We start from the raw sequence: 24050 nt of genomic DNA on the forward strand, positions 1-24050 counted from the left end.
CCGCCGATGAACAACCGGTTGAGAGTGCTGCGCGCCGAAAGGCAGTGGAGCCAGGCAGAGCTTGGCGCGCGGCTCGACGTATCACGGCAGGCGGTGAACGCGATCGAGACAGGGAAGCACGATCCATCGCTCCCCCTCGCCTTTCGCATCGCCCGCCTTTTTGACATGAAGATCGAGGACATTTTCGATGATGGCCATGACTGAAAACCCCGCCGAGGAAGGCCGTTTGGGCCAGTCCACCGCAGCAAGAATAACGCTCGCATCGCTTTCCGGCATCGCCGCTGTTTTCTGCCTTGGCATTGTCACCGGCGTTACGGCGGGCTTCCTCGAAAAGGGCGACTTGTCGGTCCGCGCAGGGACGATCGGGGCGGTCTGCTTTGCCATCGGGCTGCTCCTCCTGTGGGTCGCGTTTCGCCAGGTTCGCGCAATCTTTGCAGAGCCAATGGGCAAGAATACCCGCCGCGCCCGTCTCATGATGGGCGTGTCCGTTCTGGTCGGCGTGGTGTTCGGCGTGCTGATGGCGGTTGGCGAAAAGGGTGAAAGTCCGATTCTCTCAGGCGCGGACCTTTCGCCCACGATCGCGATCATCCTTGCGATAGGCGCGCTCGTCATCGTGCCGGTGCTGACCTGGGTCTGGTGGCGCGCGCTCGATGAACATGAGGCCGGGGCCTATTCAGACGGCGCTGTCGTCGCGCTCAACTTCAACCTCTCGGTCACCGCTGCATGGTGGGTGCTTGCCCGTGGCGGGCTGATGGAGCCTGTCGAAGCGATGCCGGTCTTCATGCTGACCATAGTTATCTGGTCGGCCATCTGGCTCTGGAAGCGTTACTTCTGAGACGTCACTTTTCGTTCATTCACGCCGTACATATATTCACTTGAAGCAAAAGAGGGTCGCCATGAATCTGAAGTCCATGTTCCGCAAGCTCGCGCCGTTTGCCGCGCTGCTTGGTCTGGGTTCGCCTGCTTATGCCGAGGAAGCCGTCCTCGACAGGTCCGATGCCGATCCCGCTTTGTGGGTTCTGTCGGACGACGACACCACGATCTATCTGTTCGGTACGATGCATGCGTTGAAGACCGATCTGGTCTGGTTCGATGACGCCGTCGCCGACGCATTCGGGAAGTCGGATGAACTCGTGCTCGAAATGATTCCGCCGCCGCCCGAGGAAATGGCCGGCTTCGTCCAGACCGCCGCGATCGCCAAGCCGGGGAGCGGGCTGTCGACCATCCTGACCGAAGACCAGTACGCCCGCTTTGCGGCTGCGGCATCCTCGATCGGCCTTCCGGCCCAGATGCTCGAACCGATGCAGCCCTGGTTCGCCGGCGTCACGCTCGCCACCGCGCCGCTGCAGCAGCTTGGCTATTCTGCCGAGGCGGGTGCAGAGCAGGTGCTCCAGACCGCCGCTGCCGAACGGTCGATGCAGATGGTGGGGCTAGAGACGTTCGAACAGCAAATGGGCTTTTTTACCGGGCTTAGCCAGGAAGACCAGATCGCCTTCCTCATGGCCGGTGTCGATGACATGGGCGAGATGAAGGAAACCTTCGAGAACATGGAAACCGCATGGGCCATGGGCGACACCAAGGCGACTGCCGACCTTCTGAACGAGGGCATGGAAGACACGCCCAAGCTGCACGAAGTCCTGCTCAAGAACCGCAACGCCGCCTGGGCGGAGTGGATCGGCACCCGCATGGAGAGCCCGGGGACGGTCTTCATCGCTGTTGGCGCAGGCCATCTTGCGGGCGACGATAGCGTCCAGTCGATGCTTGCCGCCAAGGGCTTCACCGCCACCCGCATCGAGTACTAAGTAAGAACCGTGCTGACCCGCCTCCTCGCCTGTCTTCTTGCTCCGCTCGTCCTGCTTCTTGCAGGGTGCGGCAGCACGGCAGAACCGGCGTTGTGGCGGGTCGATGCGGCTGACGCACCGGAAGGGGCCGAACCTGCGGGCTGGCTGTTCGGCACGATACATGCCCTACCCCGCTCGACGAAATGGCATGGCACCGAACTGGATCAGGCGCTTGCGCAAGCCGGCGTCCTGATGGTCGAGATCGAGAATCTCGACACAGCCGAATCCCAACGCATCTTCCAAGAACTGGCCATCGATCCCGCCCTTCCCCCGCTGTCGGAACGGGTATCGCCCGTCTACCGCGACGAACTGGCCGAAGTGCTGGATGATGCAGGCGCATCGGAAGAAAGCTTCCATTACGTCGAGACATGGGCCGCGGCCCTCACCCTGTCCTCCATGCTCCAGCAGCGCAGCACGCTCGATCCGGAATACGGTGTCGACAAGACGCTGATCGCGGAATGGGACAAGCCTATCGTGGGCTTCGAAACCACCGAGGAACAGCTTCGCATCTTCGACCAGTTGAGCGGGGACGAGCAACAAGATCTTCTCGAAACCTTCGTCGACCAAGCCGATACCATCGGCCCGCACGATTTGTCCGATGCCTGGGCTTCGGGTGATGCGGACCGGCTGGCGGGCCTGATGGACATGGGTTTCGATGCCTCGCCCCAGCTTCGCGCGGCGCTCCTTTCCCGCCGCAATTCGCGCTGGATCGGGCGGATCGTGGGACAGCTTCAGGATGGCAAGAAGCCATTCGTTGCCGTGGGGGCGGGCCATATCGGCGGAGATGACGGGCTCATCGCCCTGCTGGAACAGCGCGGCTGGAAGGTCACGCGGGTCCAGTAACCGCCTTCGCGCTTGCTTTTACGCGCGATTGCGTCTAGCCGCGCGCCTTCGCTTGCCCTGTCGGTCATCCCTGGAGGCGCTGGGCAGCGTTAATTGTATCAACCAGTTTCGAAGGTCAGAAATCATGAGCGATCAGCTTACCCTGACGGCCGAGGCGCGCGAGCGGGCAGGCAAGGGAGCCTCCCGTGCACTGCGTCGTGAAGGTCGCGTCCCCGCTGTCATCTACGGCGGCAAGGAAGAACCGCAGACGATCCACGTCGAAGAACGCGCTCTCGTCAAGCTGCTGAACACCGGCCACTTCTCCAACTCGATCATCATGATCGACATGGGCGGCAAGCCGGTTCAGACCCTGCCCAAGGACGTCTCGTTCCACCCGGTTTCCGACCGTCCGACCCACGTCGATTTCCTCCGCCTTGCGAAGGGCGCCAAGGTCGACGTCGCGGTCCCCGTCGTTTTCGTCAACGAAGAAGCCGCTCCGGGCCTCAAGAAGGGTGGCGTGCTGAACGTCGTCCGTCACGAGCTCGAGCTGGTCTGCGAAGCGGACAAGATCCCGACCGAAATCGAGATCGACGTCACGGGCAAGGAAGTCGGCGATTCGATCCACATCAGCGAAGTCACCCTGCCCAAGGGTAGCGAAAGCGCGATCACCGACCGCGACTTCACCATCGCGACGCTGGTCGCTCCGTCGGCCCTGAAGAAAGCCGAAGGCGCTGCTGCCGCCGAAGGCGAAGCCGATGCGGACGAAGTTCCCGCGACCGAGCAGAACGGCGAAGACGACTAATCGTCCTTCGTCCTGCAATCGCAGGCTTAAGAATTGCGCCGGTCCCTTCGCGGGGGCCGGCGTTTTCTTTTGGCCCGTTTTCTTTTCGCGTCGCTTTGGCTAGGGCGCGGGCATGCAGCTTTGGGTAGGCCTTGGAAATCCCGGCGCGAAATATGCGCTGAACCGTCACAACATCGGTTTCATGGCGCTCGACACCATTGCCGAGGTTCATGGCTTCGGCCCCGTGCAGAAGAAGTTTTCCGGCTGGCTTCAGGAAGGCCGTATCGGCTCACAGAAGATCCTCCTGCTGAAACCCGGCACTTTCATGAACGAAAGTGGCCGCGCCGTCAGCGAGGCGATGCGCTTCTACAAGCTCGACACAGATGCACTGACCGTCTTTCATGACGAGCTCGACCTCGCACCGTTCAAGGTGAAAGTCCGCATGGGCGGCGGGCTTGCGGGGCACAACGGCCTGCGCTCGATCAACCAGCACCTCGGCCCCGATTTCCGCCGCATCCGCATCGGCATCGGCCATCCCGGCAGCAAGGACCGCGTGACCGGTCACGTTCTCGGCAACTACGCCAAGGCAGAGATGGACGACCTTGTTGCCATGCTCGGCGCGATGGCGGCGGAAGCCGAATGGCTTGCCAAGGGTGACGACGCTCGCTTCATGAACGATGTGGCACTGCGCCTTCAGGGTTGAACGCCCGTAATTGCCGCGGGTGACAAAGGTGACACCCTGTCACCCGTGTCCAACATGGCGAAGGTGGCACGATATCGCGCTTTCCCTTTGCCCAGGCCAAGGTGACACTTTGCCGTGATCGCATGAATTTTCCGACAATCGAAAGAACCGCTCGCATTTTGGCGATCACGTCGCGTGTAGGAAAATGAAAATCGCGGCAGGACTAGGGCTTATTCACATTCTGCCTCTATCCAGCCTCTTGGGACGCCGATAGCATTCACCCTTTGCAGGGCATCGGGAGAGGCGCTTCGGGCATGGACAATCGCAGACGGGGCCTTATCGCAGGCGGCGTTATCCTTGGCGCAGCGGCGCTTTCCGGCGTGTTGCCTGCCATGTGCTCCTTAGCGTCCCATCGAAAGGGTAGCGCAGCGACGCCGCCAGAACGTCCCGAAGGCGAACCGCTCCCCATGCTGGAAGAGGACATCGCCCCGATCCTGGCCCGCCTCGATGCGTGGTATGCAGCAAACCTTCCTGCCGAGCGCTATACCTTCAATCCGCCTGCCACCGACCGACAGATCGCTGAAACGGAAGCCGCGATCGGCCAGACCATGCCTACCGCCTGGCGGCAGCTATATCGCTGGCATGACGGAGAGAACGACGACCGTTTCGGGCACGTCTACGGTCTGCCGATCCTGCCGCTGATGCAGGTGGTGTACGACTGGCAGGTCTGGAAGAAAGTGCTGGAGGAGTTCGGCGATCCCTATGCGATCCCCGGCACCGGCTGGCCCGCTGGTGCGGTCGATCCGGCCTATGCCAATCCGGGCTGGATTCCGCTGACCAGTGACTTTTCGGGCGGGCACATCGGCGTCGACCTCGCACCCTGGCCCAAGGGGCGGATAGGCCAGATCATCATTTTCGGGCGGGACGAAGACAACAAGGTCGTACTGGCAGAATCGCTGGGCGGTTTTCTCGGCTGGGTCGCGGACTTGCTGGAGGCGGGCAATTTCCGGCTGAAGGTGGCCGCCGGCGAAACGGTCTTGCGCGAATTCAGGCTGAAGGAACCGGCAATCGACAGTTTCACCGATGGCGCTCGCATCCTGAAAGGCGCGCCGCCCGCCTTTTGATTTCGCTGCAACCCGATCATGCCTTCCTGCGTTGATGGGGCACGATGAAGACGAAGATCCGCTCCAATTGGTCCCACGCCATTCTCGTGTGCAGAAAGTGCAGCAAAAAGAACCTGAAGCGCGGTGGCGGCTACGGCCCGAAAGGCAGACCGCTGGCCAAGGCGCTGAAGGCCGAAACGGGTGCCAAGAGGGGCCGCAAGGCACCGCTGGGCATTGTCGAGGTATCGTGCCTTGGTGTCTGTCCCGACCGGGGCGTCGTCGTCGTCGACAGCCGATCTCCCGGCCAGTGGCAGATCGTCCTCCCCGATGCTGACATTCGCGAACTGGCGCGCCAGCTTGAAGATCTATCTTCGCCGGCGCGCGCTGGCGGTTCGCTCACCCGACCCTGATCGAGGACTTGTCCTTCATGTAGGTTTGCAGCAGCTGCATGAAGTCGTTGACGGCAATCTTGGCGCCGTCGTCCGTTGCATCGTGTTTCAACGGGATTGCCGGGTCGTCACGATAGCCCCTTTCGCCATCGCAATGATCGAAATATTGATTAAGTGCTCCCAGAGCCTGTGGCGTAAGCTCGAGGATGCGCATCCTTGCATCGTCTTCGTTCTTGCGACTGACGATCAAACGCTTTTCCTGCATCACGCTGATATAGCGAAGCGCCGTCGTCTGCGGTACGCGAGAGGCGATACACAGACTGGTTGTCGTGATCGTGGTCCCTTCCATGTGGGCCACAAAGAGATCCAGCAGCATGTCCCAGATCGGCTCACCGAAAAGGTCGGCGTCGAAATAGGCATCTCTTCGTGCACGTAGTTTCAGGATGCTTTTCGCGCGGCGTAAACGCCCGACGATTTCCGTGTGTATCATTAGGTGCGACCCCCTGCATCACCGCCAATTGATTCTGGCTGAGAACACGTTGAATCTGGCCGTATAAGACTAATTAGATGATAAAAATTCAGGGTTATTTTTTTAACAATCCGGCACGGTGGGGTACTGCGTAACCTCTGTCAAACACCTTGCTAACCATCGTAGGCCGCAGATGTAGCATGGCTGGGGGAAATCGGGCTGGCGTTGAGGCAAAGCCTCCCCTATCGGCCGATCATTAATTTATAACGGAGCATTTCATGGGTTTTCGTTGCGGCATCGTGGGCCTTCCCAATGTCGGCAAGTCGACGCTGTTCAACGCGCTGACCGAAACGCAGGCGGCGCAGGCGGCGAACTATCCGTTCTGCACGATCGAACCGAACGTCGGCCAGGTCGGCGTTCCCGACGCGCGTCTCGACGAAATCGCCAAGATCGCCGGCAGTGCCAAGATCATCCCGACCCAACTGGCCTTCGTGGACATTGCCGGTCTGGTGAAGGGTGCATCGAAGGGCGAAGGCCTTGGTAACCAGTTCCTCGGCAATATCCGCGAAGTCGACGCCATCGTCCACGTCCTGCGCTGTTTTGAGGATGACGACATCCAGCACGTCGCCAACAAGGTCGACCCGCTGGCCGATGCCGAAGTGGTCGAAACCGAACTGCTGATGGCCGATCTCGAAAGCCTCGAAAAGCGCGTGCCCGCCGCGGCCAAGCGCGCGACGACGGGCGACAAGGAATCGAAGATCATCGCCTCCGTTCTGGGACAGGCGCTGGAACTGCTTCGCGAAGGCAAGCCCGCACGCCTCACTGAACCTCAGGACGACGAGGAAGCCCGCGTCTTCGCACAGGCGCAACTGCTGACGGCAAAGCCGGTGCTCTACGTCTGCAACGTCGCAGAAGAGGACGCCGCCGACGGCAACGAACTTTCGGCCAGGGTCTTCGCCAAGGCAGAGGCCGAAGGCGCGCAGGCCGTCGTCGTCTCCGCCGCGATCGAAAGCGAAATCGTCGCCATGGAACCGGAAGACCGGAAGGTATTCCTCGCCGAAATGGGCCTTGAGGAATCGGGCCTCGCCCGCGTCATTCGCGCAGGGTACGAACTTCTGGGCCTCAAGACCTTCTTTACGGCCGGGCCCAAGGAAGCCCGCGCCTGGACGTTCCCCGATGGCGCCAAGGCTCCGCAGGCCGCCGGCGAGATTCACACCGACTTCGAACGCGGTTTCATCCGTGCAGAGACGATCGCCTACGACGACTATATCGCGCTCGGCGGCGAAAGCGGCGCCCGCGAGGCGGGCAAGCTGCGCCAGGAAGGCAAGGAATATGTCGTCAAGGACGGCGACATCATGATGTTCAAGTTCAACGTCTGATCCGGCCTCAGGCCCGGCCGTTCAGGCCGGGTCGAATGCCGACAGGATCGGACAGGGTCCTGCCCCGCCTTTCGCGCATTCGGTCGCGAGCTTTCTAAGCGACGCGCGGGCCAGTTCCAAACGCTCGATCTCTGCGTCGAGCGCGACGATCCGATCTTGCGCCATGGCGCGGGCCTGCGCCCGGTCGTCGATCCGGTCGAGGTCGAGCAGGCGCTTTATCTCTTTCAGCGTAAATCCCGCCGCCTGAGACTGGCGGATAAAGCGCAGGCGCTGCACATCGTCGTCGCCATAGTGCCGTCCGCCCGTCGCCGGTCCGGTCGGGACCTCCAGCAGTCCCTTGCGTTGATAGAAACGCACGGTTTCCACCCCCACATCTGCGGCGGCGGCCAGTTCCGAAATGCGGAACGGGCGTCTGGTTGATGCATTTCGGTGTTGACTCCGTACCATGGTACGCAATGTAGACCTCGCCTTATGAGCACACAAGACACCCAGAAAACCGCCGTCCTCTACCGCATGGTGATGGACAAGCACATCTGTCCGTTCGGACTGAAGGCGAAGTATCTCCTTCAAAACAAAGGCTTCACGGTCGAGGACCATCATCTCGTCACGAAAGAGCAGACCGAGGCGTTCAAGGCCGAGCACGGCGTAAAGACCACGCCGCAGACGTTCATCGGCGGTGAGCGGATCGGCGGATACGAGGACCTGCGCCGCCATCTCGGCCTCAAAGTTCAGGATCCCGACGCGGTCAGCTACCAGCCTGTCCTTGCCGTTTTCGCGATCGCCGCCGGACTTGCACTGGCCGTCAGCTGGATGGTTTTTGGCTCTCCGCTGACGATCCGGGCCGGCGAATGGTTCGTGGCCTTCTCGATGGCGATCCTCGCCATGTTAAAGCTGCAGGACGTGAACAAGTTCGCAACGATGTTCCTGGGCTATGACCTGCTGGCCCGCCGCTGGGTTCCCTATGCGCGGATATATCCGTTCGCCGAGGCGACGGCGGGCATACTTATGGCAGGGCACCTGCTGTCGTGGCTGTCGATACCGCTCGCGCTTTTCATCGGCACGGTCGGCACGGTCAGCGTCTTTTATGCAGTCTACGTCCAGAAGCGCGAATTGAAGTGCGCCTGTGTCGGCGGATCGGGCCGCGTGCCCCTTGGTTTCGTATCTTTGACCGAAAACCTCGCCATGATCGCCATGGCGCTCTGGACGCTGTTTGCGCCCTATTGAGGGCTTTGGGCACCAAATCCGGCCTCGCCCGTTCCCTAGATCAAGACATAGGGGACACGCCGGAAATGGTAGACAAATCGGAAAAGTTTAATTGGGCTGTGCGCGTGGGATACCTCTCACGCGCCATCCTCTATTCGGTGCTCGGCATCATCGCGCTGACCAGTGCGGGCAAAATCGGCAAGGGCACGAACGGCATCTTCCGCGCGATCGAGGATTTTCCCGCCGGCACGGTGATCCTTTGGATCATGGTCGTCGGTCTGCTGGCCTATGCCTTGTTCCGGTTCGCCTCCACGTTTTTCGATATCGAAAACAACGGATCCGACAAGAAGGGCATCGCAAAGCGCCTTGGCCATGCAGGTAGCGCCATCGGCCACCTCGCGCTTGCGTGGTCGGCGTTCAAGTTCGCGACAAGCGAAAGCGAACCTTCGGGCGGCAGCGCGCAGGAAGCGGCTTCGGGCATTCTCTCGATGTCGCTGGGCGGCGTCGTCCTCGGCATTCTAGGCATCGCGTTTTTCCTTGCCGCCGTCTTCCAGGCCAAAAAGGGCATTAGCGGCGATTTCATGCACCGGATCAGCGCCCAGGCACCTGATTTCACGCGTTGGCTCGGCGGTGCCGGCTACATCGCGCGCGCCGTCGTATTCGCCATTATCGGCTGGTCGCTGTTCAAGGCCGGTTTCATGTCGGCTGGCGGCGGACAGGTGAAGACGCTGGGCGACGCGGTTGCCTCGCTTTCGGGCGAAGGCATCTGGTTCACGCTGGTGGCCGTCGGCATTCTGATGTTCGGTCTCTTCAGCCTGATCCTCGCGCAGTACCGGATCATCCCCGACATGGATTCGGGCGGCATGAAGCCTGCGTTCCGCGCCTGATCCAAATCCATTGAGCGACCGGCCCGCGTGGTCTAGTCGGCAGCGATGCAGTATTTCGAAAGCATCGTAGTCGGCCAGACCATGCGGGCCGGCGCATATGAAGTGAACTGCGCAGATGCGCTGGACTTCGCGTCGAAGTATGACCCTCAGCCCTTTCACCTGTCGGACGAAGGCACCGTCGGCACACCGTTCGAACGCCTTTCGATAAGTGGTTGGCAGACTTGCGCAATCGCGATGCGGCTTTACGTCGATCACGTCCTTTCCCTGGTGGACAGCAAGGGCGGCCTGGGTGTCGACAAACTGCGCTGGCCACGCCCGGTTTATCCGGGCGACGTGCTCACTCTCGAATACGTTGCACTGACAAAGCGGGAAAGCAGATCGCGCCCCGGACTCGGGCTTGTGGAAGTCTCGCTACGTCTGTTCAATCAGGACGATCAGCTGGTGATGGACATGACCACTACCGGCATGATCGGGTGCGACCCGAAGCGCTAGATCACGCACCGCAGCCGACGAGCCCGTCCTTGTCGTAAGTGATGCGATCCTTGTGGTCGCGCACCGTCATGCGCCCGCGCCACTTGGTCAGTTCGATCCCTTCCTGCGCATCGGTGCCCTCGTCCAGGTCAAGCGTGACCGAGAATTCCTTGCCGTCGTAATGCGTATAGCCGGTCACCGGCAGCTTTGCGCTCCCCTTGTCGGGGGCGAGCGTGACGATCTTGTCGTCGAGCTTCATGTAGCCATGTTCGTCCATGGCAAGGAACAGGACCCGCATGCTGTTGCCAGGCGCAAAGCCGCAACTGACGCCGAACAGGTTGTTCTTTTCGATATCGGGATAGCTAATGTGCTCTGGGCTGATCTGCTTGATCGCGGGCATGTCGTGCATCGCCTCGATCTCTGCAATGTCGGCGGCATCCTTGGCAGGGTCCGACCCGTCCGAACAGGCCGCGAGCATTCCCGCCACGCCGCACGCGATTGCAAGCTTCACACGCATCCCGATACTCTCCCGATTATGGCCACGGCCTAATGCCGGCCGAACAGTTTTTCGACGTCGTCCATCGACAATTTCACCCATGTCGGGCGGCCGTGGTTGCACTGCCCTGAACGCGGTGTGCGCTCCATCTCTCGCAGCAGGGCGTTCATTTCCGCCACCGACAAGGTGCGCCCTGCCCTGACCGATCCGTGGCAGGCCATCGTCGCCAGCACGAGGTCGAGCTTTTCGCCCAGCAGCAGCGCATCACCGTTGCGGGCGATGTCGTCGGCAATGTCCTGCAGCAGTCTGGCGGGATCGGCGCGTTTAAGCGCGGCGGGCATGGCACGGACCAGCATGGCATCGGGGCCGAAACGTTCGACCGCGAGACCGAACATGCCCAGCTTTTCCGCCGCTTCCTCGATCCGGTCGCAGTCGGCCTCTTCCATTTCGACCACTTCGGGCAGGAGCAACGCCTGCGAACGGGTGATGCCTTCCCCTGCCCCTGCGGCCTTCAAGCGTTCCAGCGTCAGGCGCTCGTGCGCGGCGTGTTGGTCGACGATGACGAGGCCGTCGGCGGCTTCGGCGACGATGTAGGTCTGCGCGATCTGGCCGCGGGCCGTGCCCATCGGAAACCGCTCGGCATCGCCGGGCTGTTCGAGCGCCTCTTCGGCACGCGCCTGCGGGGCAAGCTCGGGATCGAGCATCGTCGGCCCGGAAAGGATCGCCCCTTCCATGTCGCGATAGATGGGCGGCGTTGGGGGCGGGATCATCGGACGTTCCCGCTGCTGCCAGCCCTGCCCTGCGAAAACGCCGCGATTATCTCGCGCAATGTTGTCGCCATCGGGCAGGCGCGGTGCATCGCCTTCGCGGATCCACGCGCCCATTGCCCCTGCATCAGGCGTCTGCGCGCTGCGCTTGTCGCCGCTGGCCAGGGCATCGCGCAGGCCCGACACGATGATGCCGCGCACCATGGCCGGATCGCGAAAGCGTACTTCGGTCTTGGCGGGGTGGACGTTGACGTCGACTTCCTCCGGCGGAACGTCGAGAAACAGTGCCAGCACCGCGTGGCGATCGCGGGCCAGCATGTCGGAATAGGCGCCGCGAACCGCGCCCGTCAGCAGACGGTCCTTCACCGGACGACCGTTCACGAAAAGATACTGGTGATCGGCGACGCCGCGGTTGTAAGTCGGCAGGCCCGCAATGCCGGTCATGCGGATCGGAGCCTCTGCCGGGCCGCGAACGACGTCCACTTCTACCGCGTTGTCGGCCAGTTCGCGCGCGACAAGGCGGGATACGCGCGTCGCGACATCCTCGCCGGGTTGCACCTGCACGATGCGGCGGCCATCGTTGGAGAACGAGAAGCCCACATCGGGCCGCGCCATGGCAAGACGGCGCACGACATCGTGGCACGCGGCATATTCGCTGCGCGGCGTGCGCAGGAACTTGCGGCGGGCAGGCACGTTCGCGAACACATGGTCAACACGGATGCGCGTACCCACCGGCAGGGCGGCAGGCCCCTCTTCCACCACGCGCCCGTGGTCGACAACGCGTTTCCATCCCTCGTCCGCACCGCGCGGGCGGCTTTCGATCGAAAGGCGGGCAACGCTGGCGATGGAAGGCAGCGCCTCTCCGCGAAAGCCCAGCGTGGTCACCTGCTCGATCGCTTCGTCGGGCAGTTTGGACGTTGCATGTCGTTCCAGCGCCAGTTCCATGTCGGCCGCCGTCATGCCGCAGCCATCGTCGGTGACCTCGATCCCGTCGAGGCCGCCCAGTTTCAGCGCGATATCGACCCGCGTCGCGCCCGCATCAATGGCATTTTCGACCAGCTCCTTGAGCGCGGCAGCCGGTCTTTCGACCACTTCGCCAGCGGCAATCCGGTTCACCAGGTTTTCGGGAAGGCGGCGAATTTGAGGCATCGATCGAGGTCTAGCGACGAACCCCGCCTTTTTCGAGGCGGGCGGTGTGGAAAAGCCCGCAAACTCCCGCGAAATATTTTCCATCTGTCTATGCTTTTGGGCTAGTCACACTGCGACTAAACCATCATGCGCCATAATTAGGCGCCACACTTTCAGGGACCGCACACCGATCATGTCCTCATTCTTTTCCCGCCTTTTCCAGTTCGGTTCGCAGAACATGGCCATCGACCTCGGCACGGCGAACACGCTCGTCTATGTCGAAGGGCGCGGCATCGTGCTCAACGAACCCTCGGTCGTTGCGATCGAAACGCTGAACGGCATCAAGAAGGTGAAGGCCGTCGGCGACGATGCGAAGATGATGATGGGCAAGACCCCCGACAGCATTGAGGCCATCCGCCCCTTACGCGACGGTGTCATCGCCGACATCGAAGTCGCGGAAGAGATGATCAAGTACTTCATCCGCAAGGTTCACGGCGGTCGCAAGTCGATGCTGCGCTATCCCGAAATCGTGATCTGCGTGCCCTCGGGCTCAACCTCGGTCGAACGCCGCGCGATCCGCGACGCGGCCAGCAATGCGGGGGCCAGCCAGGTTTACCTGATCCTCGAACCGATGGCCGCCGCAATCGGTGCGGACATGCCGGTTACCGAACCGGTCGGATCGATGGTGGTCGACATCGGGGGCGGCACGACCGAAGTCGCGGTGCTCTCGCTGCGCGGCCTTGCCTATACCACCAGCGTTCGCGTCGGCGGTGACAAGATGGACGAAGCGATCGTTTCCTACGTGCGCCGACACCACAACCTGCTGATCGGCGAATCGACCGCCGAACGGATCAAGCAGGACTATGCCGTCGCGACCGTTCCCGAAGATGGCGAGGGCGAGACGATCCACATCCGCGGCCGCGACCTCGTGAACGGCGTGCCCAAGGAAATCACGATCAGCCAGGCGAACATCGCCGAGGCGCTGGCCGAACCGATCGGCGCCATCGTCGAGGCGGTTCGTATCGCGCTTGAAAACACCGCGCCCGAACTGGCCGCCGACATCGTCGACCAAGGCATCGTGCTCACGGGCGGTGGCGCACTGATCAGCGGCCTCGACGAATACCTGCGCGAAGAAACCGGCCTGCCGGTCACCGTCGCCGAAGACCCGCTGTCCTGTGTGGCGCTGGGCACCGGCCGCGCGCTGGAAGAACCGGTCTACCGCGGCGTGCTGATGACGGCCTGAGGGCCGCGACGAACTGAAGGGGAACGGCGATGGCGGCGCCGCAAGACCGGCGTCCGGGTTTTTCGAAAAGGGCGCACCTCGGACTATTTACGAGCTATGTCGCGGCATCGGCCGGGGCAGCGCTCGGGTTCGTCGTGCTCGTCGTTTCGCTGCTCAACCCGACTGCTTTCGCCTTCGCGCGCGCCGCGGCCAATGACGTCGCCGCGCCGGCAGGCCGCGTTTCGGCAACGACCCGTTCGAGTGGCAAGACCTTTATCGACGTGATCTCCGGCTATATCGAGGCAGGGAGCAAGAACGCGCAGCTGAAGGAAGAACTCGCCGTCGCCCGCTCGCGCCTTGCCGAAGCCGAAGCGATCAAGTCCGAAAATGCACGTCTGAAGGCCCTGCTCGAAGTGCGCGAAACAGACGGCACGCCGGTTACGACCGCGCGTCTCATCGGCTCCAGCTCCACCAGCACGCGCCGCTTCGCCCTGCTGGGCGCAGGCAAGCGCGACGGGGTACAGCCCGGACAGCCGGTGCGTTCGGCCAAGGGCCTTGTCGGGCGCGTGCTCGAGGTCGGCAATCGCACGGCCCGCGTCCTCCTCGTCACCGATGGTGAGAGCGTCGTGCCGGTCCGCCGCGTTAAGGGCGACATCTCGGGCTTTGCGCAAGGGCAGGCTGACGGCACGCTGATCATCCGCCTGATCGATCTCGGCATCAATCCGCTCAAGAAAGGCGACGTCTTCGTCACGTCCGGTTCCGGCGGGCTTTACCGGCCCAACGTGCCGGTCGCCATCGTGCGCAACGTGACGCGGGACGGGGCCGTGGCGCAGATCGTGTCGGACCCTGCGGCAAGCGAGTTCGTAATCGTCGAACCGATCTGGCAACCGATCACCGAACTGCGCGATCCGGCACAGGAAACCACGCCGTGAGCCTTGGTGGCGACCGGCTCCCCGGCTCTGGCCTCTTTTCCCGCCGCATCAATCGCGCCCCTTCCCGCACTCTTGCGACCGTAGTGCCTTGGCTGACGATCGCGCTGGCCTCGCTCGTCCCGCTTTCTCCGGTCATCGCGTCGACACCTGTCATACCGCCGCTCTCGTTCATGCTTCTCGTGGGCTGGAGACTGCTGCGTCCGGGCCTCCTGCCGCTCTGGGCCGGTGCGCCGCTGGGCCTGATCGACGATCTCTATTCCGGCCAACCTTTCGGTAGCGCGATCCTGCTCTGGTCCATCGCCATGATCGGGATGGAACTGATCGACGGTTGGCTGCGCTGGCGCGGGTTCTGGCAGGACTGGCTGGTTGCGAGCGTGGTGATCGCTGCCTATCTTCTGCTTTCGCACGTTGTTGCCTCGATCGCGGGCGGGGCCTTTGCGCCTGGGCTGATACTGCCGCAGCTTCTGCTTTCGTTCATCGCCTTTCCGTTACTGACCCGCGTGATTGCGATTCTGGATCTCTTGCGACTTGCCCGGATACGAGTGCTCGGTTGATGCTTTTCAAGCGTAAACGTGGTGCGCGCCTGCTTCAGCGGGTCAGCAGCGGCGAACTGCGTAACCGGTTCGACCGGCGCAGTTTCGTGATCGGTTCCGTGCAGGGCGGTATCGGCGTGCTGCTTGCCGCGCGCATGGGCTATCTCGCGGTGGCCGAGAATGAAAAGTACAATCTCGCCTCTGAATCGAACCGCGTCGACCTCACGTTGATCCCGCCGCGCCGTGGCTGGATACTCGATCGCAACAATATCCCGATGGCATCGAACCGCGCGGACTTTCGCGTCGATCTCGTACCCGAACGCGTGATCGACAAGGATCGTACGCTTGCGGTTCTGGGAGAGATTCTCGAACTGACGCCAGCGGCCATCACCGACCTTCGCGACAAGCTGGACGGTACGCGCGGTTTCCGACCCGTCGAGGTCGCGACCGGCGTCGGCTGGGAACAGTTCGCGGCGCTTTCGGTGCGCTTGCCCGATCTTCCCGGAGTCGTCCCGCAGCGCGGCTTCACCCGATACTACCCTACCGGCCCTTCGGTTGGGCACTTGCTCGGTTATGTCGGCACGGTATCGGCGGAGGAGTACGAGGAAGAGAAGAACCCGCTGCTCATCACCCCTGGCTTCAAGATCGGCAAGGACGGGGTCGAAAAGTATTTCGAGAAAGAACTACGCGGGCAGCCCGGCGCCCGCCGTGCCGAAGTCACCGCCAGCGGCAAGATCGTACGCGACCTCGAAACGCGTGAAGACGTGCAGGGCGATCCGGTCAAGCTGACCATCAATGCCAAGCTGCAGGACTATGCCGCCCGCCGCATCGGGCTCGAATCCGGCTCGGTCGTCGTCATGGACCTCGAAAACGGGGACCTCCTGTGCATGGCATCGATGCCGAGCTTCGATCCCAACAGTTTCTCCGACGGTATCGGGCGTGTCGAATGGAAGATGCTGTCCGAGGACGACCACGTTCCGTTGCGCAACAAGGTGTTGTCGGGCCTCTACCCGCCCGGTTCGACGGTGAAGCCGTTCGTGAGCCTTGCCCTGCTCAAGGCCGGGATCGACCCTGGAGAAACCGTGTTCTGCGGCGGCGGCCTGCGTGTCGGCAACCGCGTGTTCGGCTGCTGGAACCGTCGCGGGCACGGAACGACGAACATGGCGAAGGGCATCTACCAGTCCTGCGACGTCTACTTCTACGCCATGGCGCAGCGGGTGGGCATGCAAGTCATCTCCGACATGGCCCGCGAACTCGGGCTTGGTTACAAGTATCCTCTCCCCGTCGCCAGCCAGTCCTATGGCACGGTGCCCGACCCGGCGTGGAAGCTGAAGAAGTACGGCAAGGAATGGCAGGCCTACGACACGGTCAACGCCACGATCGGTCAAGGCTACTTCCTCGTGAATCCCCTGCAACAGGCGGTCATGACCTCGCGAATTGCCAGCGGGCGGCGGTTTCAGCCGCGCCTTCTGATGACCGCGCCTGCCCGGCCTGCCCCGCACCTCGACATCCCCGAGGAGCATCTGGAAACTGTGCGTCACGCGATGTGGGAAGTGGTGAACGGCGCGGGCACCGCGGGTCGCGCGCGCCTGCCTCTCGACGGGATCGAGCTGTCTGGCAAGACCGGTACCGCGCAGGTCGTCAGCCTCGCCTATGGCCGCGGCGGCAAGGGCGTGCCGTGGAAGTATCGCGACCACGGCCACTTCGTCTGCTTCGCCCCCTACGACAAGCCGAAATATGCCTGCGCTGTCGCGATCGAACACGGTGCCGGTTCGTCATCGGCCTATCCGGTGGCGCGCGACGTGATGACTTACCTGTTCGATCCTCACAAGGCGCTGGAAGTGCTCCACCGATATGAGGAAGAATGGGGCGGCACCGCGCAGGAACGTCTTGCACGCAAGTACCAGTCTTACGAACGGGCCTACGGCGGCGCCGCGCCCAAGCCGGAGACGAGCGAGGTCGAGAACGCGACGAGCCAGTCGGACGACACCCCTGCCCCCCAACCGGTGAACGCCGCCGAACAGCCACGTGCGCCCGAAGGCGACAACCCGACGCCGGCACCTGCGAGCACACCCTCGGCATCGCCCACGCCTTCTCCGACGCCAGCGCCCACCCCATCGCCTACCTTTAACCAGCCGGGGCAGCGCCGATGAACATGATGGCATCCCTTCCCGCCGGGCTTGGACGCCAGCCGTGGAGCGTGATCATACCGCTCCTGCTGCTGGTCTGCTTCGGCGCTGCGGTTCTCTATTCGGCAGCGGGCGGGCACTGGATGCCGTGGTCGGCACTGCACATCGTGCGCTTTCTCGTCTTTCTCGTCATGGCCATGGTGATCGCGCAGTTCTCGCGCGACTTCATCAAGATGATGGCCGTGCCGGTCTATGTCATGCTCGTCTTGCTGCTGATGGCGGTGGAGGCGATGGGTTTTGTCGGCGGCGGTAGCCAGCGCTGGCTCAACCTCGGTTTCATGACCTTGCAGCCGTCCGAATTGATGAAGCCTGGCATCGTGCTGATCCTGGCGCGCTATTACGACATGCTGCCCCCTGGAGCGACGCGCGAGTTCCGCTCGCTGCTGATCCCCGGCCTGCTGATCGGCCTGCCGGTCGGGCTCGTCCTGATGCAGCCGGATCTCGGCACCAGCCTTGCCATCGTGTTCGGCGCGATTGTGGTGATGTTCCTTGCCGGTCTGCCGATGATCTGGTTCGTCGCCTCGGGTATTGCGGGCGTGATTGCGGTGCCGATCCTGTTCTTTGCCGCGCTCCACCCCTATCAGCAGCAGCGCGTTCTGACCTTCCTCGACCCGGAAAGCGATCCGCTTGGCACGGGCTATCACATCACCCAGTCCAAGATCGCGATCGGATCGGGGGGGTTGTTCGGCAAGGGGTTCGGCAACGGCACGCAGAGCCACCTCAACTACCTTCCAGAACCGCACACCGACTTCGTCTTTGCCACGATGGCCGAGGAATGGGGAATGATGGGCGGACTGTTCGTGCTGTTCGTTTTCGGCTGGCTGCTGCGCTGGGGCCTTCGGGTGGCCCGCGATGCTCCGGACCGGTTTGCGCGCCTGCTGGCAGCTGGCCTTGTCGCCACGATCTTCTTCTATACGGCGGTGAACCTGATGATGGTCATGGGCCTCGCGCCCGTGGTCGGCATCCCCCTGCCGTTCATGAGTCACGGCGGTTCTTCGATGATGACGATCATGATCTGCGTCGGCCTGATCATGGCGGTCGACCGGTGGGGCAAGCGCGACGTGCGGGGAAGCTTCGAGTAAGTTTCGCCAATGTGCAAAAAAGCCCTTGCACGAATCGCGCATATCACTATTTGGAGCGCTCCCACGGGGGACGGCCTGAACGGCCAACCACCATATCGCGGCTCCAAAGCGGCGAAGTGGACGCATAGCTCAGTTGGTAGAGCAGCTGACTCTTAATCAGCGGGTCCTAGGTTCGAGCCCTAGTGCGTCCACCATTATTCATTTACTTATGAACCCTTTGCATTTTGGCGCGCAGCCAAAGGTCGCTACTTAGCTAGCCTAGTGTTTTCTATATCGCTTTCGGACATACACGATGACAGCATTCGCTGTCGTCCGCGGTCCCTACAGTAACGCGAACATCTCGGCCGGTCGCCGCACCCTCGGCCCGCCGCTCACCCTTCATAACTTCGGGTTTTATCGCGCACTGATCCCTGCCATTGCGGGAACCCTATGTCATCTCGGCATTTACCTTGGGCACAGGGACGGTCGTCGCGATTGCACGACCGCGCACCGCGTGGCAGCATCTGAGGGGTAATGGAAGAACAGGCTCTCGTAATCGCGCTGGTCGGCGTGCTCGGCATTGGCGCTCAATGGGTTGCCTGGCGGACCGGATGGCCGGCTATCGTGCTGATGCTGGCGGCAGGGTTCATCGCTGGCCCCATCACCGGGATAATGGATCCCCACCACGCTTTCGGTGAACTGCTGGAACCGATGATCTCCATCGGTGTCGCGATCATTCTGTTTGAGGGCGGCTTGAGCCTTGATTTCCGGGAATTGCGGAAAACGGGCAGTGCTGTCTGGCGCCTCGTCATATTCGGTGTGCCCATTGCCTGGCTGCTGGGATCGCTGGCCTGTTACTACATTGCCGGACTGGTCTGGCCCGTGTCGATACTGTTCGCCGGCATCCTCGTCGTGACCGGGCCGACGGTGGTCCTGCCGCTCCTGCGCCAATCGAGCGTGGCGCAGCGCCCTGCCGCGATCCTGAAGTGGGAAGCGATCGTCAACGATCCCTTCGGCGCGATGTGCGCGGTTATCGCCTACGAATATTTCCGCGCATCGGCCAACGGCGCCGGTCTTGCCGAAGTCCTGCCGCAGATGGCATTTGCCACTCTTGCCGCGGCCGTCCTGGGTTACGCCGCGGCGTGGCTCATCGCGTGGAGCTTCCCGCGCGGCTTCGTGCCGGAATTCCTGAAAGCACCGGTCCTGCTCGTGACGGTGATCGGCCTGTTCGTAGTCTCGAACTTAATCCAGCAGGAAACCGGCCTTGTCGCCGTGACACTAATGGGCATCGCGTTGGCGAACATGAACGTCGATTCTTTGCGGGACATTCACCCGTTCAAACAGAACATCGCCGTCATGCTTGTGTCGGGCATTTTCATCCTGCTCTCCGCGTCGCTGAACTTCGACACGCTGCGCGCACTAGAATGGCAGTTCACGCTGTTTCTGATTGCCATACTCTTCCTCGTGCGTCCGGCTACGGTGCTGCTCAGCCTCGCGTTCAGTTCGATCCCGTGGAAGGAGCGTATCTTCGTCGCATGGATCGCTCCGCGCGGCATCGTCGCGGTCGCCATCTCCGGCCTGTTCGCCTTGCGCCTGTCGGACCTTGGATATGGCGACGGTACGATCCTGATCAGCCTGTCGTTTGCGGTCTGTGTCGTGACTATCGTCGCGCACGGCTTTACCATCGCGCCTGTTGCGAAATGGCTGGGCCTCACCGGTTCGACTACGCCCGGAATCCTCCTTGTGGGGGCCACTCCCTGGTCGATCGCCTTGGCGCGAGAGCTGAAGCAGATGGAAGTGCCGGTGACGATTGCCGACACCAGCTGGTGGCGCCTGTCCGGTGCGCGCCAGCAAGGTTTGCCGACTTATCACGGCGAAATTCTCGCGGAAGCGACCGAACATTCGCTCGACCTATCGCAGTTCCAGACCCTAGTCGCCGCGACCGAGAACGAAGCTTACAACGCCTTGGTCTGCAACGAATTCGCACCGGAAATAGGGCGCGACAGCGTCTATCAGCTTGGCGAAGCGGGCCATCACGACGATCCGCGCTCGCTCCCGCCCTCGATCCGCGGGCGTGCGCTGTTTCAGTCGGGCGTCGACATGAACGAAATGCATCGCCGCCAGCAGGCCGGTTGGGAATTCCGCAAGACGCGCCTTTCCGAACAGTTTGATTTCGAGGCCGCCCGCTCCGCGCTTCCCGACGAGGCAGATTTCCTGATGGTCGTGAAGGCATCAGGCGCACTGCGTTTCTTCACGCACGCCGCGCGGCCCACCCCCGCACCGGGCGACTATGTCGTGTCCTATTCGCCGCCCGAGGAGCTCGACATGCAACGCGTCCAGTCCCGCAAGGAGAAGAAGGCGAAAGGCCAATCCAAGGCGGAGGCAAAACCCGCATGAAAACAACAGGGAACGTGATGAGGAATGCAGGTAAACTGGCGCTGGTCGCGACCGCGCCCGCGATGCTTCTGGCGGGCTGCAAACCGCCGGCAGAGCCCGACCCCGAACCGACGGAGACCGCCCTGCCCGAAGCGACCGAGAGCCCGATTTCGATTCTGCGCGAAACGCCCGAACCGATCGTCGAGGACCTGCTACCGACCGAACCGTTCGAGCAGACGATCCCCTTCGCGGATGGTGGGGCAGACATTTCCGAAGAGGCGGCGGAGAAGATCAAGTCGGTCATCGAATCCAAGCAGTTTAAGCTGGGCGGCGCGATTACGCTTTGGGGCCACACCGACAGCTCGGGCAACGACGAGGCAAACCTGCGCGCATCGAAGCGCCGGGCCGAAGCGGTTGCCGCGTTGCTTGAGGAAGCCGGCGCAGATCCCGAACGGATCACGATCATTGCGATGGGCGAAATGCTGGCCATCGCGCCCAATGCGAAACTTGACGGGACGCCGGACGAGGAAGGGCGCGCGAAGAACCGTCGCGTCGAAGTCTCCATCTCTCCTCCCGAACAGGACGACGAAGAGACAGCCAAAACGCCGGATGACGTCGCCAGCGATGCTCCTGCCGAGGCTCCCGCGACCTGAGACTTCGGTGCCGAATAGTCTAAGCTCTGCGTTAACCATCTAACGGGCAATGCTACGGTGAGCCTCTTCGTAACTTTTGCAGGGAAAAGTTAACCACTTCCCGATACACATACGCGCGTGAAGTTCGGGCTCCGCCTCTTTTCAGCGCGCCGCGCCTCCTCGCAGGAGCTTGTACGCCTGTACCAGCTCGCTGCGAGCGCGCTTGCCGCGTTCCTGCTCGGCCTCGCTGCCTTGCCCCACCTGATCGACCACGCGCCGCGCTGGTTCGGCTCGGCCCTGATGGTGCAGCCCATCAGCGGGAAAATCGTTCTGATCGATACCGGTAGCGGGCAGAACTTCTCCGACGAATCTGTTGCCGAGCGGCAGGCCCAGGCCGTACGCATCGCGTCAAAGGCCGGCGCAGAGGCGATCTTCATCGAAGGCCGCTTCGTCGAATCCGATCCCGGCATACCCGATCTTGCCAAGTCGATTGCAGGCGCGAACCAGCCGGTCACCATCGGCTGGCCCCTCGCCTATACTGCGGACGAAAACTACATCGGCGTACGTGTCGATCGCCGCGCTTCCTTCCCCGGTGTGCGTGAAACCGCTCAGGCCAATCGCCAGTTGATGACCGGATTCGTGCGCGAGGCGGAGTCGCCGATGCTCGTCGCAGACAAGCAATGGAAGTCGTTCAGCGCCGCCATTTCAGGCGTCGATTACGTGCCGGGCGTCTTCCCGATCGATTACCGCCACCGCGCCACCGACATCAAGGTCTACTCGGTCGACGACTTCGCCGGCCGCTCCGCCATGTCGAGCGAATTGCGCGGCAAGCGTGTCGTCATTGCATCGATCACATCGCTGGAACGCAACGCGCTCGTCCCGAAAGACTGGCGCGTCCCCGGCATTTTCGTTGACCTGATCGCGGCCGAGACCCTGATTGGCGGTGTGCCGTTCCGCGTACCGACCGAGATCGGCTACTTCTTCGCGATCATCATGCTCTACATCGCGGCGTTGATGCCGCGCCGGATGCGTCGGAACACCTATTTCGGGACAACCGGCCTGATGGTCGCGGTTCCGCTGCTCGTTGCTCCGTTCGGTCCGATCATCAATTCGGGTGCAGGGCTTTGCGTGCTGCTCGTTTATGGCGGTCTGCGTCTCCGTTCCAGCATGCGCGAACGGGCAGCGGGGGTCGAACGCCTGTCTGGCCTGCCCAATTTCCACTCACTGGAAGATGATTTTACCGCGGCCAGGGGCCGCCTGATCATCGCCAAGGTCGAGAATTACGAGGAAATCCTCGCCAGCCTTGAAACCGCGCACCATGCCGACTTCGTACGCCAGATCGCGCAGCGCCTGGCCATCGGCGGGACGGCGCAGATCTACACTGACACTACGGGCCACTTCGCATGGTTCGACGAACTCGAACACGCCAAGAGCCACGTCGCCGGACTGCTCGCCTTGACGAGCGCGCCGATCGTCACCGGCGACCGAACCCTCGACTTCAACTGCGCGTTCGGTCTCCTTGACTGCACGATCGAGAAACCGCGCCAGGCGATCAGCGCCACTATCGTCGCCGCCGGCCGCGCAGCATCGCGCCCGACGCATATCTCTTATGTGAGCGAACAGGAAGGCTTCGACGCCAACTGGCAGCTTTCGCTTCTGGCCTCACTCGGTGACGCGATCGAGCGCGAGCAGATATACCTCGCATTCCAGCCCCAGTGTCGTCTTTCCGATGAACGCATCGTCGGGGTCGAGGCGCTTGTCCGCTGGCGCCACCCCGAACGCGGCGTCATCAGCCCGTCGCAGTTCATCCCCCAGATCGAACGTGCCGGACGCCTCAAGCCGCTGACCGCGCATACTCTGCGCCTCGCGGCCCGTGCCGCTGATCGCATCCTTTCGACGGGCATTCGCGTCAGCGTTAACGTTTCCGCGACGCTGGTGGCCGATGACGACTTCGTGCCCTTCGTGCACGAGAACATCCTGGCCGGCGGCGGGCGCCCCTCTGCCATCACGATCGAGATCACCGAGACGGCGCGAACGCCCGATATCGAACGCGCTGCCCGCAATCTCGAGAAGCTCCGTTCAATCGGCTACCACATCGCGCTCGACGATTTCGGTACGGGCGAGGCAAACCTGTCGCTGCTGGTCGCCTTGCCTTGCGACGAACTCAAGATCGACCGCAGCTTTGTGGTGCTTTCTCAGCACAGCGACCGGGCCCGCATGGTCATCGGCGCACTCGAGAAGACGACGAGCATGGCGAACATGCGAATGGTCGTCGAAGGCATCGAGACCGAGGAAGATCGCTCCACCATGATCGAGCTCGGATGCGAGATTGGCCAGGGCTATCTTCTCGGCAAGCCGCAGTTGCTGACCCAGTTCATCCAGATGCTAGGAAACCAGGCCGTCGATGAGCCTCGAAAATTAACCCTTTATTAACCTTAAAAAATGTGGTTAACGTGTAAGCCTCAAGAACGGAGGCCTAACATGTTTGACTGGTGTCTGAATTGGTTCGAACACTGGATGTAAGCATCCTCGAACCGAGTTTTTAGAAGGCCTCGCCTCGCGGTGAGGCCTTTTTCTTTGGCTTTTCCACCTACAATTTCACAAGGAATCCTGCGGTACTGCGGTACGATCGTAGTGATCTCACTAGCTGGCGGTCACATCCAAATGTGAAGATATTTGCCAATCAC

General features: G+C 62.3%; 24 protein-coding genes and 1 tRNA gene. 21 read left to right on the top strand and 4 right to left on the bottom strand.

Annotated elements, in window-relative coordinates; translation table 11 throughout:
* Nucleotides 1-6 precede the first annotated feature (6 nt).
* The 8 genes from A9D15_RS02995 (at nucleotide 7) to A9D15_RS03030 (ending at nucleotide 5639) form a co-directional block, all read left to right on the top strand.
* Complete coding sequence (locus tag A9D15_RS02995; protein WP_066761642.1) at nucleotides 7-204, top strand: helix-turn-helix transcriptional regulator; 198 nt, start codon at nucleotides 7-9, stop codon at nucleotides 202-204.
* Nucleotides 188-835 (top strand): hypothetical protein, encoded by a 648-nt coding sequence (locus tag A9D15_RS03000; RefSeq protein ID WP_172807448.1) that lies wholly within the window; start codon nucleotides 188-190, stop codon nucleotides 833-835. Before A9D15_RS02995 ends, A9D15_RS03000 begins: the two co-directional genes overlap by 17 nt.
* 61 nt (nucleotides 836-896) lie before the next feature.
* Nucleotides 897-1802: a TraB/GumN family protein gene (locus A9D15_RS03005; RefSeq protein ID WP_066761645.1), complete on the top strand. Its 906-nt coding sequence runs from the start codon at nucleotides 897-899 to the stop codon at nucleotides 1800-1802.
* 9 nt (nucleotides 1803-1811) lie between these two features.
* On the top strand, nucleotides 1812-2684 hold the full coding sequence (locus A9D15_RS03010) for a TraB/GumN family protein (protein ID WP_082924217.1): 873 nt from the start codon (nucleotides 1812-1814) through the stop codon (nucleotides 2682-2684).
* A 124-nt stretch (nucleotides 2685-2808) separates the two neighbouring features.
* A complete protein-coding gene (locus tag A9D15_RS03015) occupies nucleotides 2809-3465 on the top strand; it encodes a 50S ribosomal protein L25/general stress protein Ctc (protein ID WP_066761646.1) in 657 nt (218 codons plus the stop codon).
* Between the two features lie 112 nt (nucleotides 3466-3577).
* Nucleotides 3578-4147, top strand: coding sequence for an aminoacyl-tRNA hydrolase (gene pth / locus A9D15_RS03020; RefSeq protein ID WP_066761647.1), 570 nt, complete (start codon nucleotides 3578-3580; stop codon nucleotides 4145-4147).
* A 293-nt stretch (nucleotides 4148-4440) separates the two neighbouring features.
* A complete protein-coding gene (locus tag A9D15_RS03025) occupies nucleotides 4441-5250 on the top strand; it encodes an SMI1/KNR4 family protein (RefSeq protein ID WP_066761649.1) in 810 nt (269 codons plus the stop codon).
* A 44-nt stretch (nucleotides 5251-5294) separates the two neighbouring features.
* Nucleotides 5295-5639 (top strand): (2Fe-2S) ferredoxin domain-containing protein, encoded by a 345-nt coding sequence (locus A9D15_RS03030; RefSeq protein ID WP_066761651.1) that lies wholly within the window; start codon nucleotides 5295-5297, stop codon nucleotides 5637-5639.
* On the opposite strand, the gene A9D15_RS03035 is transcribed toward A9D15_RS03030, so the two are convergent.
* A complete protein-coding gene (locus A9D15_RS03035) occupies nucleotides 5626-6108 on the bottom strand; it encodes a hypothetical protein (protein WP_066761653.1) in 483 nt (160 codons plus the stop codon). The genes A9D15_RS03030 and A9D15_RS03035 overlap by 14 nt on opposite strands.
* A 257-nt stretch (nucleotides 6109-6365) precedes the next feature.
* Here A9D15_RS03035 and ychF point away from each other — a divergent pair, with 257 nt between their 5' ends.
* A complete protein-coding gene (ychF, locus tag A9D15_RS03040) occupies nucleotides 6366-7466 on the top strand; it encodes a redox-regulated ATPase YchF (protein ID WP_066761655.1) in 1101 nt (366 codons plus the stop codon).
* A 21-nt stretch (nucleotides 7467-7487) separates the two neighbouring features.
* On the opposite strand, the gene A9D15_RS03045 is transcribed toward ychF, so the two are convergent.
* Complete coding sequence (locus A9D15_RS03045) at nucleotides 7488-7913, bottom strand: MerR family transcriptional regulator (protein ID WP_066761656.1); 426 nt, start codon at nucleotides 7911-7913, stop codon at nucleotides 7488-7490.
* A gap of 24 nt (nucleotides 7914-7937) precedes the next feature.
* Here A9D15_RS03045 and A9D15_RS03050 point away from each other — a divergent pair, with 24 nt between their 5' ends.
* The 3 genes from A9D15_RS03050 to A9D15_RS03060 all read left to right on the top strand — a co-directional run bounded on the left by A9D15_RS03050 (nucleotide 7938) and on the right by A9D15_RS03060 (nucleotide 10048).
* A complete protein-coding gene (locus A9D15_RS03050; protein ID WP_066761657.1) occupies nucleotides 7938-8690 on the top strand; it encodes a MauE/DoxX family redox-associated membrane protein in 753 nt (250 codons plus the stop codon).
* A 104-nt stretch (nucleotides 8691-8794) separates the two neighbouring features.
* Entirely contained in the window at nucleotides 8795-9556 is a 762-nt protein-coding gene (locus A9D15_RS03055; RefSeq protein ID WP_229660372.1) for a DUF1206 domain-containing protein, read from the top strand.
* 45 nt (nucleotides 9557-9601) lie between these two features.
* A complete protein-coding gene (locus tag A9D15_RS03060; RefSeq protein ID WP_066761660.1) occupies nucleotides 9602-10048 on the top strand; it encodes a MaoC family dehydratase in 447 nt (148 codons plus the stop codon).
* A gap of 1 nt (nucleotide 10049) precedes the next feature.
* On the opposite strand, the gene A9D15_RS03065 is transcribed toward A9D15_RS03060, so the two are convergent.
* Together A9D15_RS03065 and mutL are read right to left on the bottom strand one after the other, a co-directional pair.
* Nucleotides 10050-10544: a hypothetical protein gene (locus tag A9D15_RS03065; protein WP_066761662.1), complete on the bottom strand. Its 495-nt coding sequence runs from the start codon at nucleotides 10542-10544 to the stop codon at nucleotides 10050-10052.
* A gap of 29 nt (nucleotides 10545-10573) precedes the next feature.
* Nucleotides 10574-12439: a DNA mismatch repair endonuclease MutL gene (gene mutL / locus A9D15_RS03070; protein ID WP_066761664.1), complete on the bottom strand. Its 1866-nt coding sequence runs from the start codon at nucleotides 12437-12439 to the stop codon at nucleotides 10574-10576.
* A 172-nt stretch (nucleotides 12440-12611) separates the two neighbouring features.
* On the opposite strand from mutL, the gene A9D15_RS03075 reads away from it, so the two are divergent.
* From A9D15_RS03075 to A9D15_RS03115, 9 genes are all read left to right on the top strand, one after another.
* Nucleotides 12612-13661 (top strand): rod shape-determining protein, encoded by a 1050-nt coding sequence (locus A9D15_RS03075; RefSeq protein WP_066761666.1) that lies wholly within the window; start codon nucleotides 12612-12614, stop codon nucleotides 13659-13661.
* Nucleotides 13662-13690: 29 nt separating this feature from the next.
* Entirely contained in the window at nucleotides 13691-14572 is an 882-nt protein-coding gene (gene mreC, locus A9D15_RS03080) for a rod shape-determining protein MreC (protein ID WP_066761670.1), read from the top strand.
* Complete coding sequence (gene mreD / locus A9D15_RS03085; RefSeq protein WP_066761672.1) at nucleotides 14569-15126, top strand: rod shape-determining protein MreD; 558 nt, start codon at nucleotides 14569-14571, stop codon at nucleotides 15124-15126. The genes mreC and mreD overlap by 4 nt, the downstream gene beginning before the upstream one ends.
* A complete protein-coding gene (mrdA, locus tag A9D15_RS03090; RefSeq protein WP_066761674.1) occupies nucleotides 15126-17258 on the top strand; it encodes a penicillin-binding protein 2 in 2133 nt (710 codons plus the stop codon). The genes mreD and mrdA overlap by 1 nt, the downstream gene beginning before the upstream one ends.
* Nucleotides 17259-17260: 2 nt before the next feature.
* Nucleotides 17261-18376, top strand: coding sequence for a rod shape-determining protein RodA (rodA, locus tag A9D15_RS03095; RefSeq protein ID WP_172807449.1), 1116 nt, complete (start codon nucleotides 17261-17263; stop codon nucleotides 18374-18376).
* Nucleotides 18377-18494: 118 nt separating this feature from the next.
* Nucleotides 18495-18570 (top strand) — tRNA-Lys (locus tag A9D15_RS03100).
* A 319-nt stretch (nucleotides 18571-18889) separates the two neighbouring features.
* Nucleotides 18890-20752 (top strand): cation:proton antiporter, encoded by a 1863-nt coding sequence (locus tag A9D15_RS03105; protein WP_066761678.1) that lies wholly within the window; start codon nucleotides 18890-18892, stop codon nucleotides 20750-20752.
* Nucleotides 20753-20769: 17 nt separating this feature from the next.
* Nucleotides 20770-21384 (top strand): OmpA family protein, encoded by a 615-nt coding sequence (locus A9D15_RS03110; protein WP_066761680.1) that lies wholly within the window; start codon nucleotides 20770-20772, stop codon nucleotides 21382-21384.
* A 117-nt stretch (nucleotides 21385-21501) separates the two neighbouring features.
* Nucleotides 21502-23796: an EAL domain-containing protein gene (locus A9D15_RS03115; protein ID WP_066761682.1), complete on the top strand. Its 2295-nt coding sequence runs from the start codon at nucleotides 21502-21504 to the stop codon at nucleotides 23794-23796.
* Nucleotides 23797-24050: the final 254 nt, after the last annotated feature.

The sequence above is a fragment of the Croceicoccus pelagius genome, from assembly GCF_001661915.1.
GTDB classification, from domain to species: Bacteria; Pseudomonadota; Alphaproteobacteria; order Sphingomonadales; family Sphingomonadaceae; genus Croceicoccus; species Croceicoccus pelagius.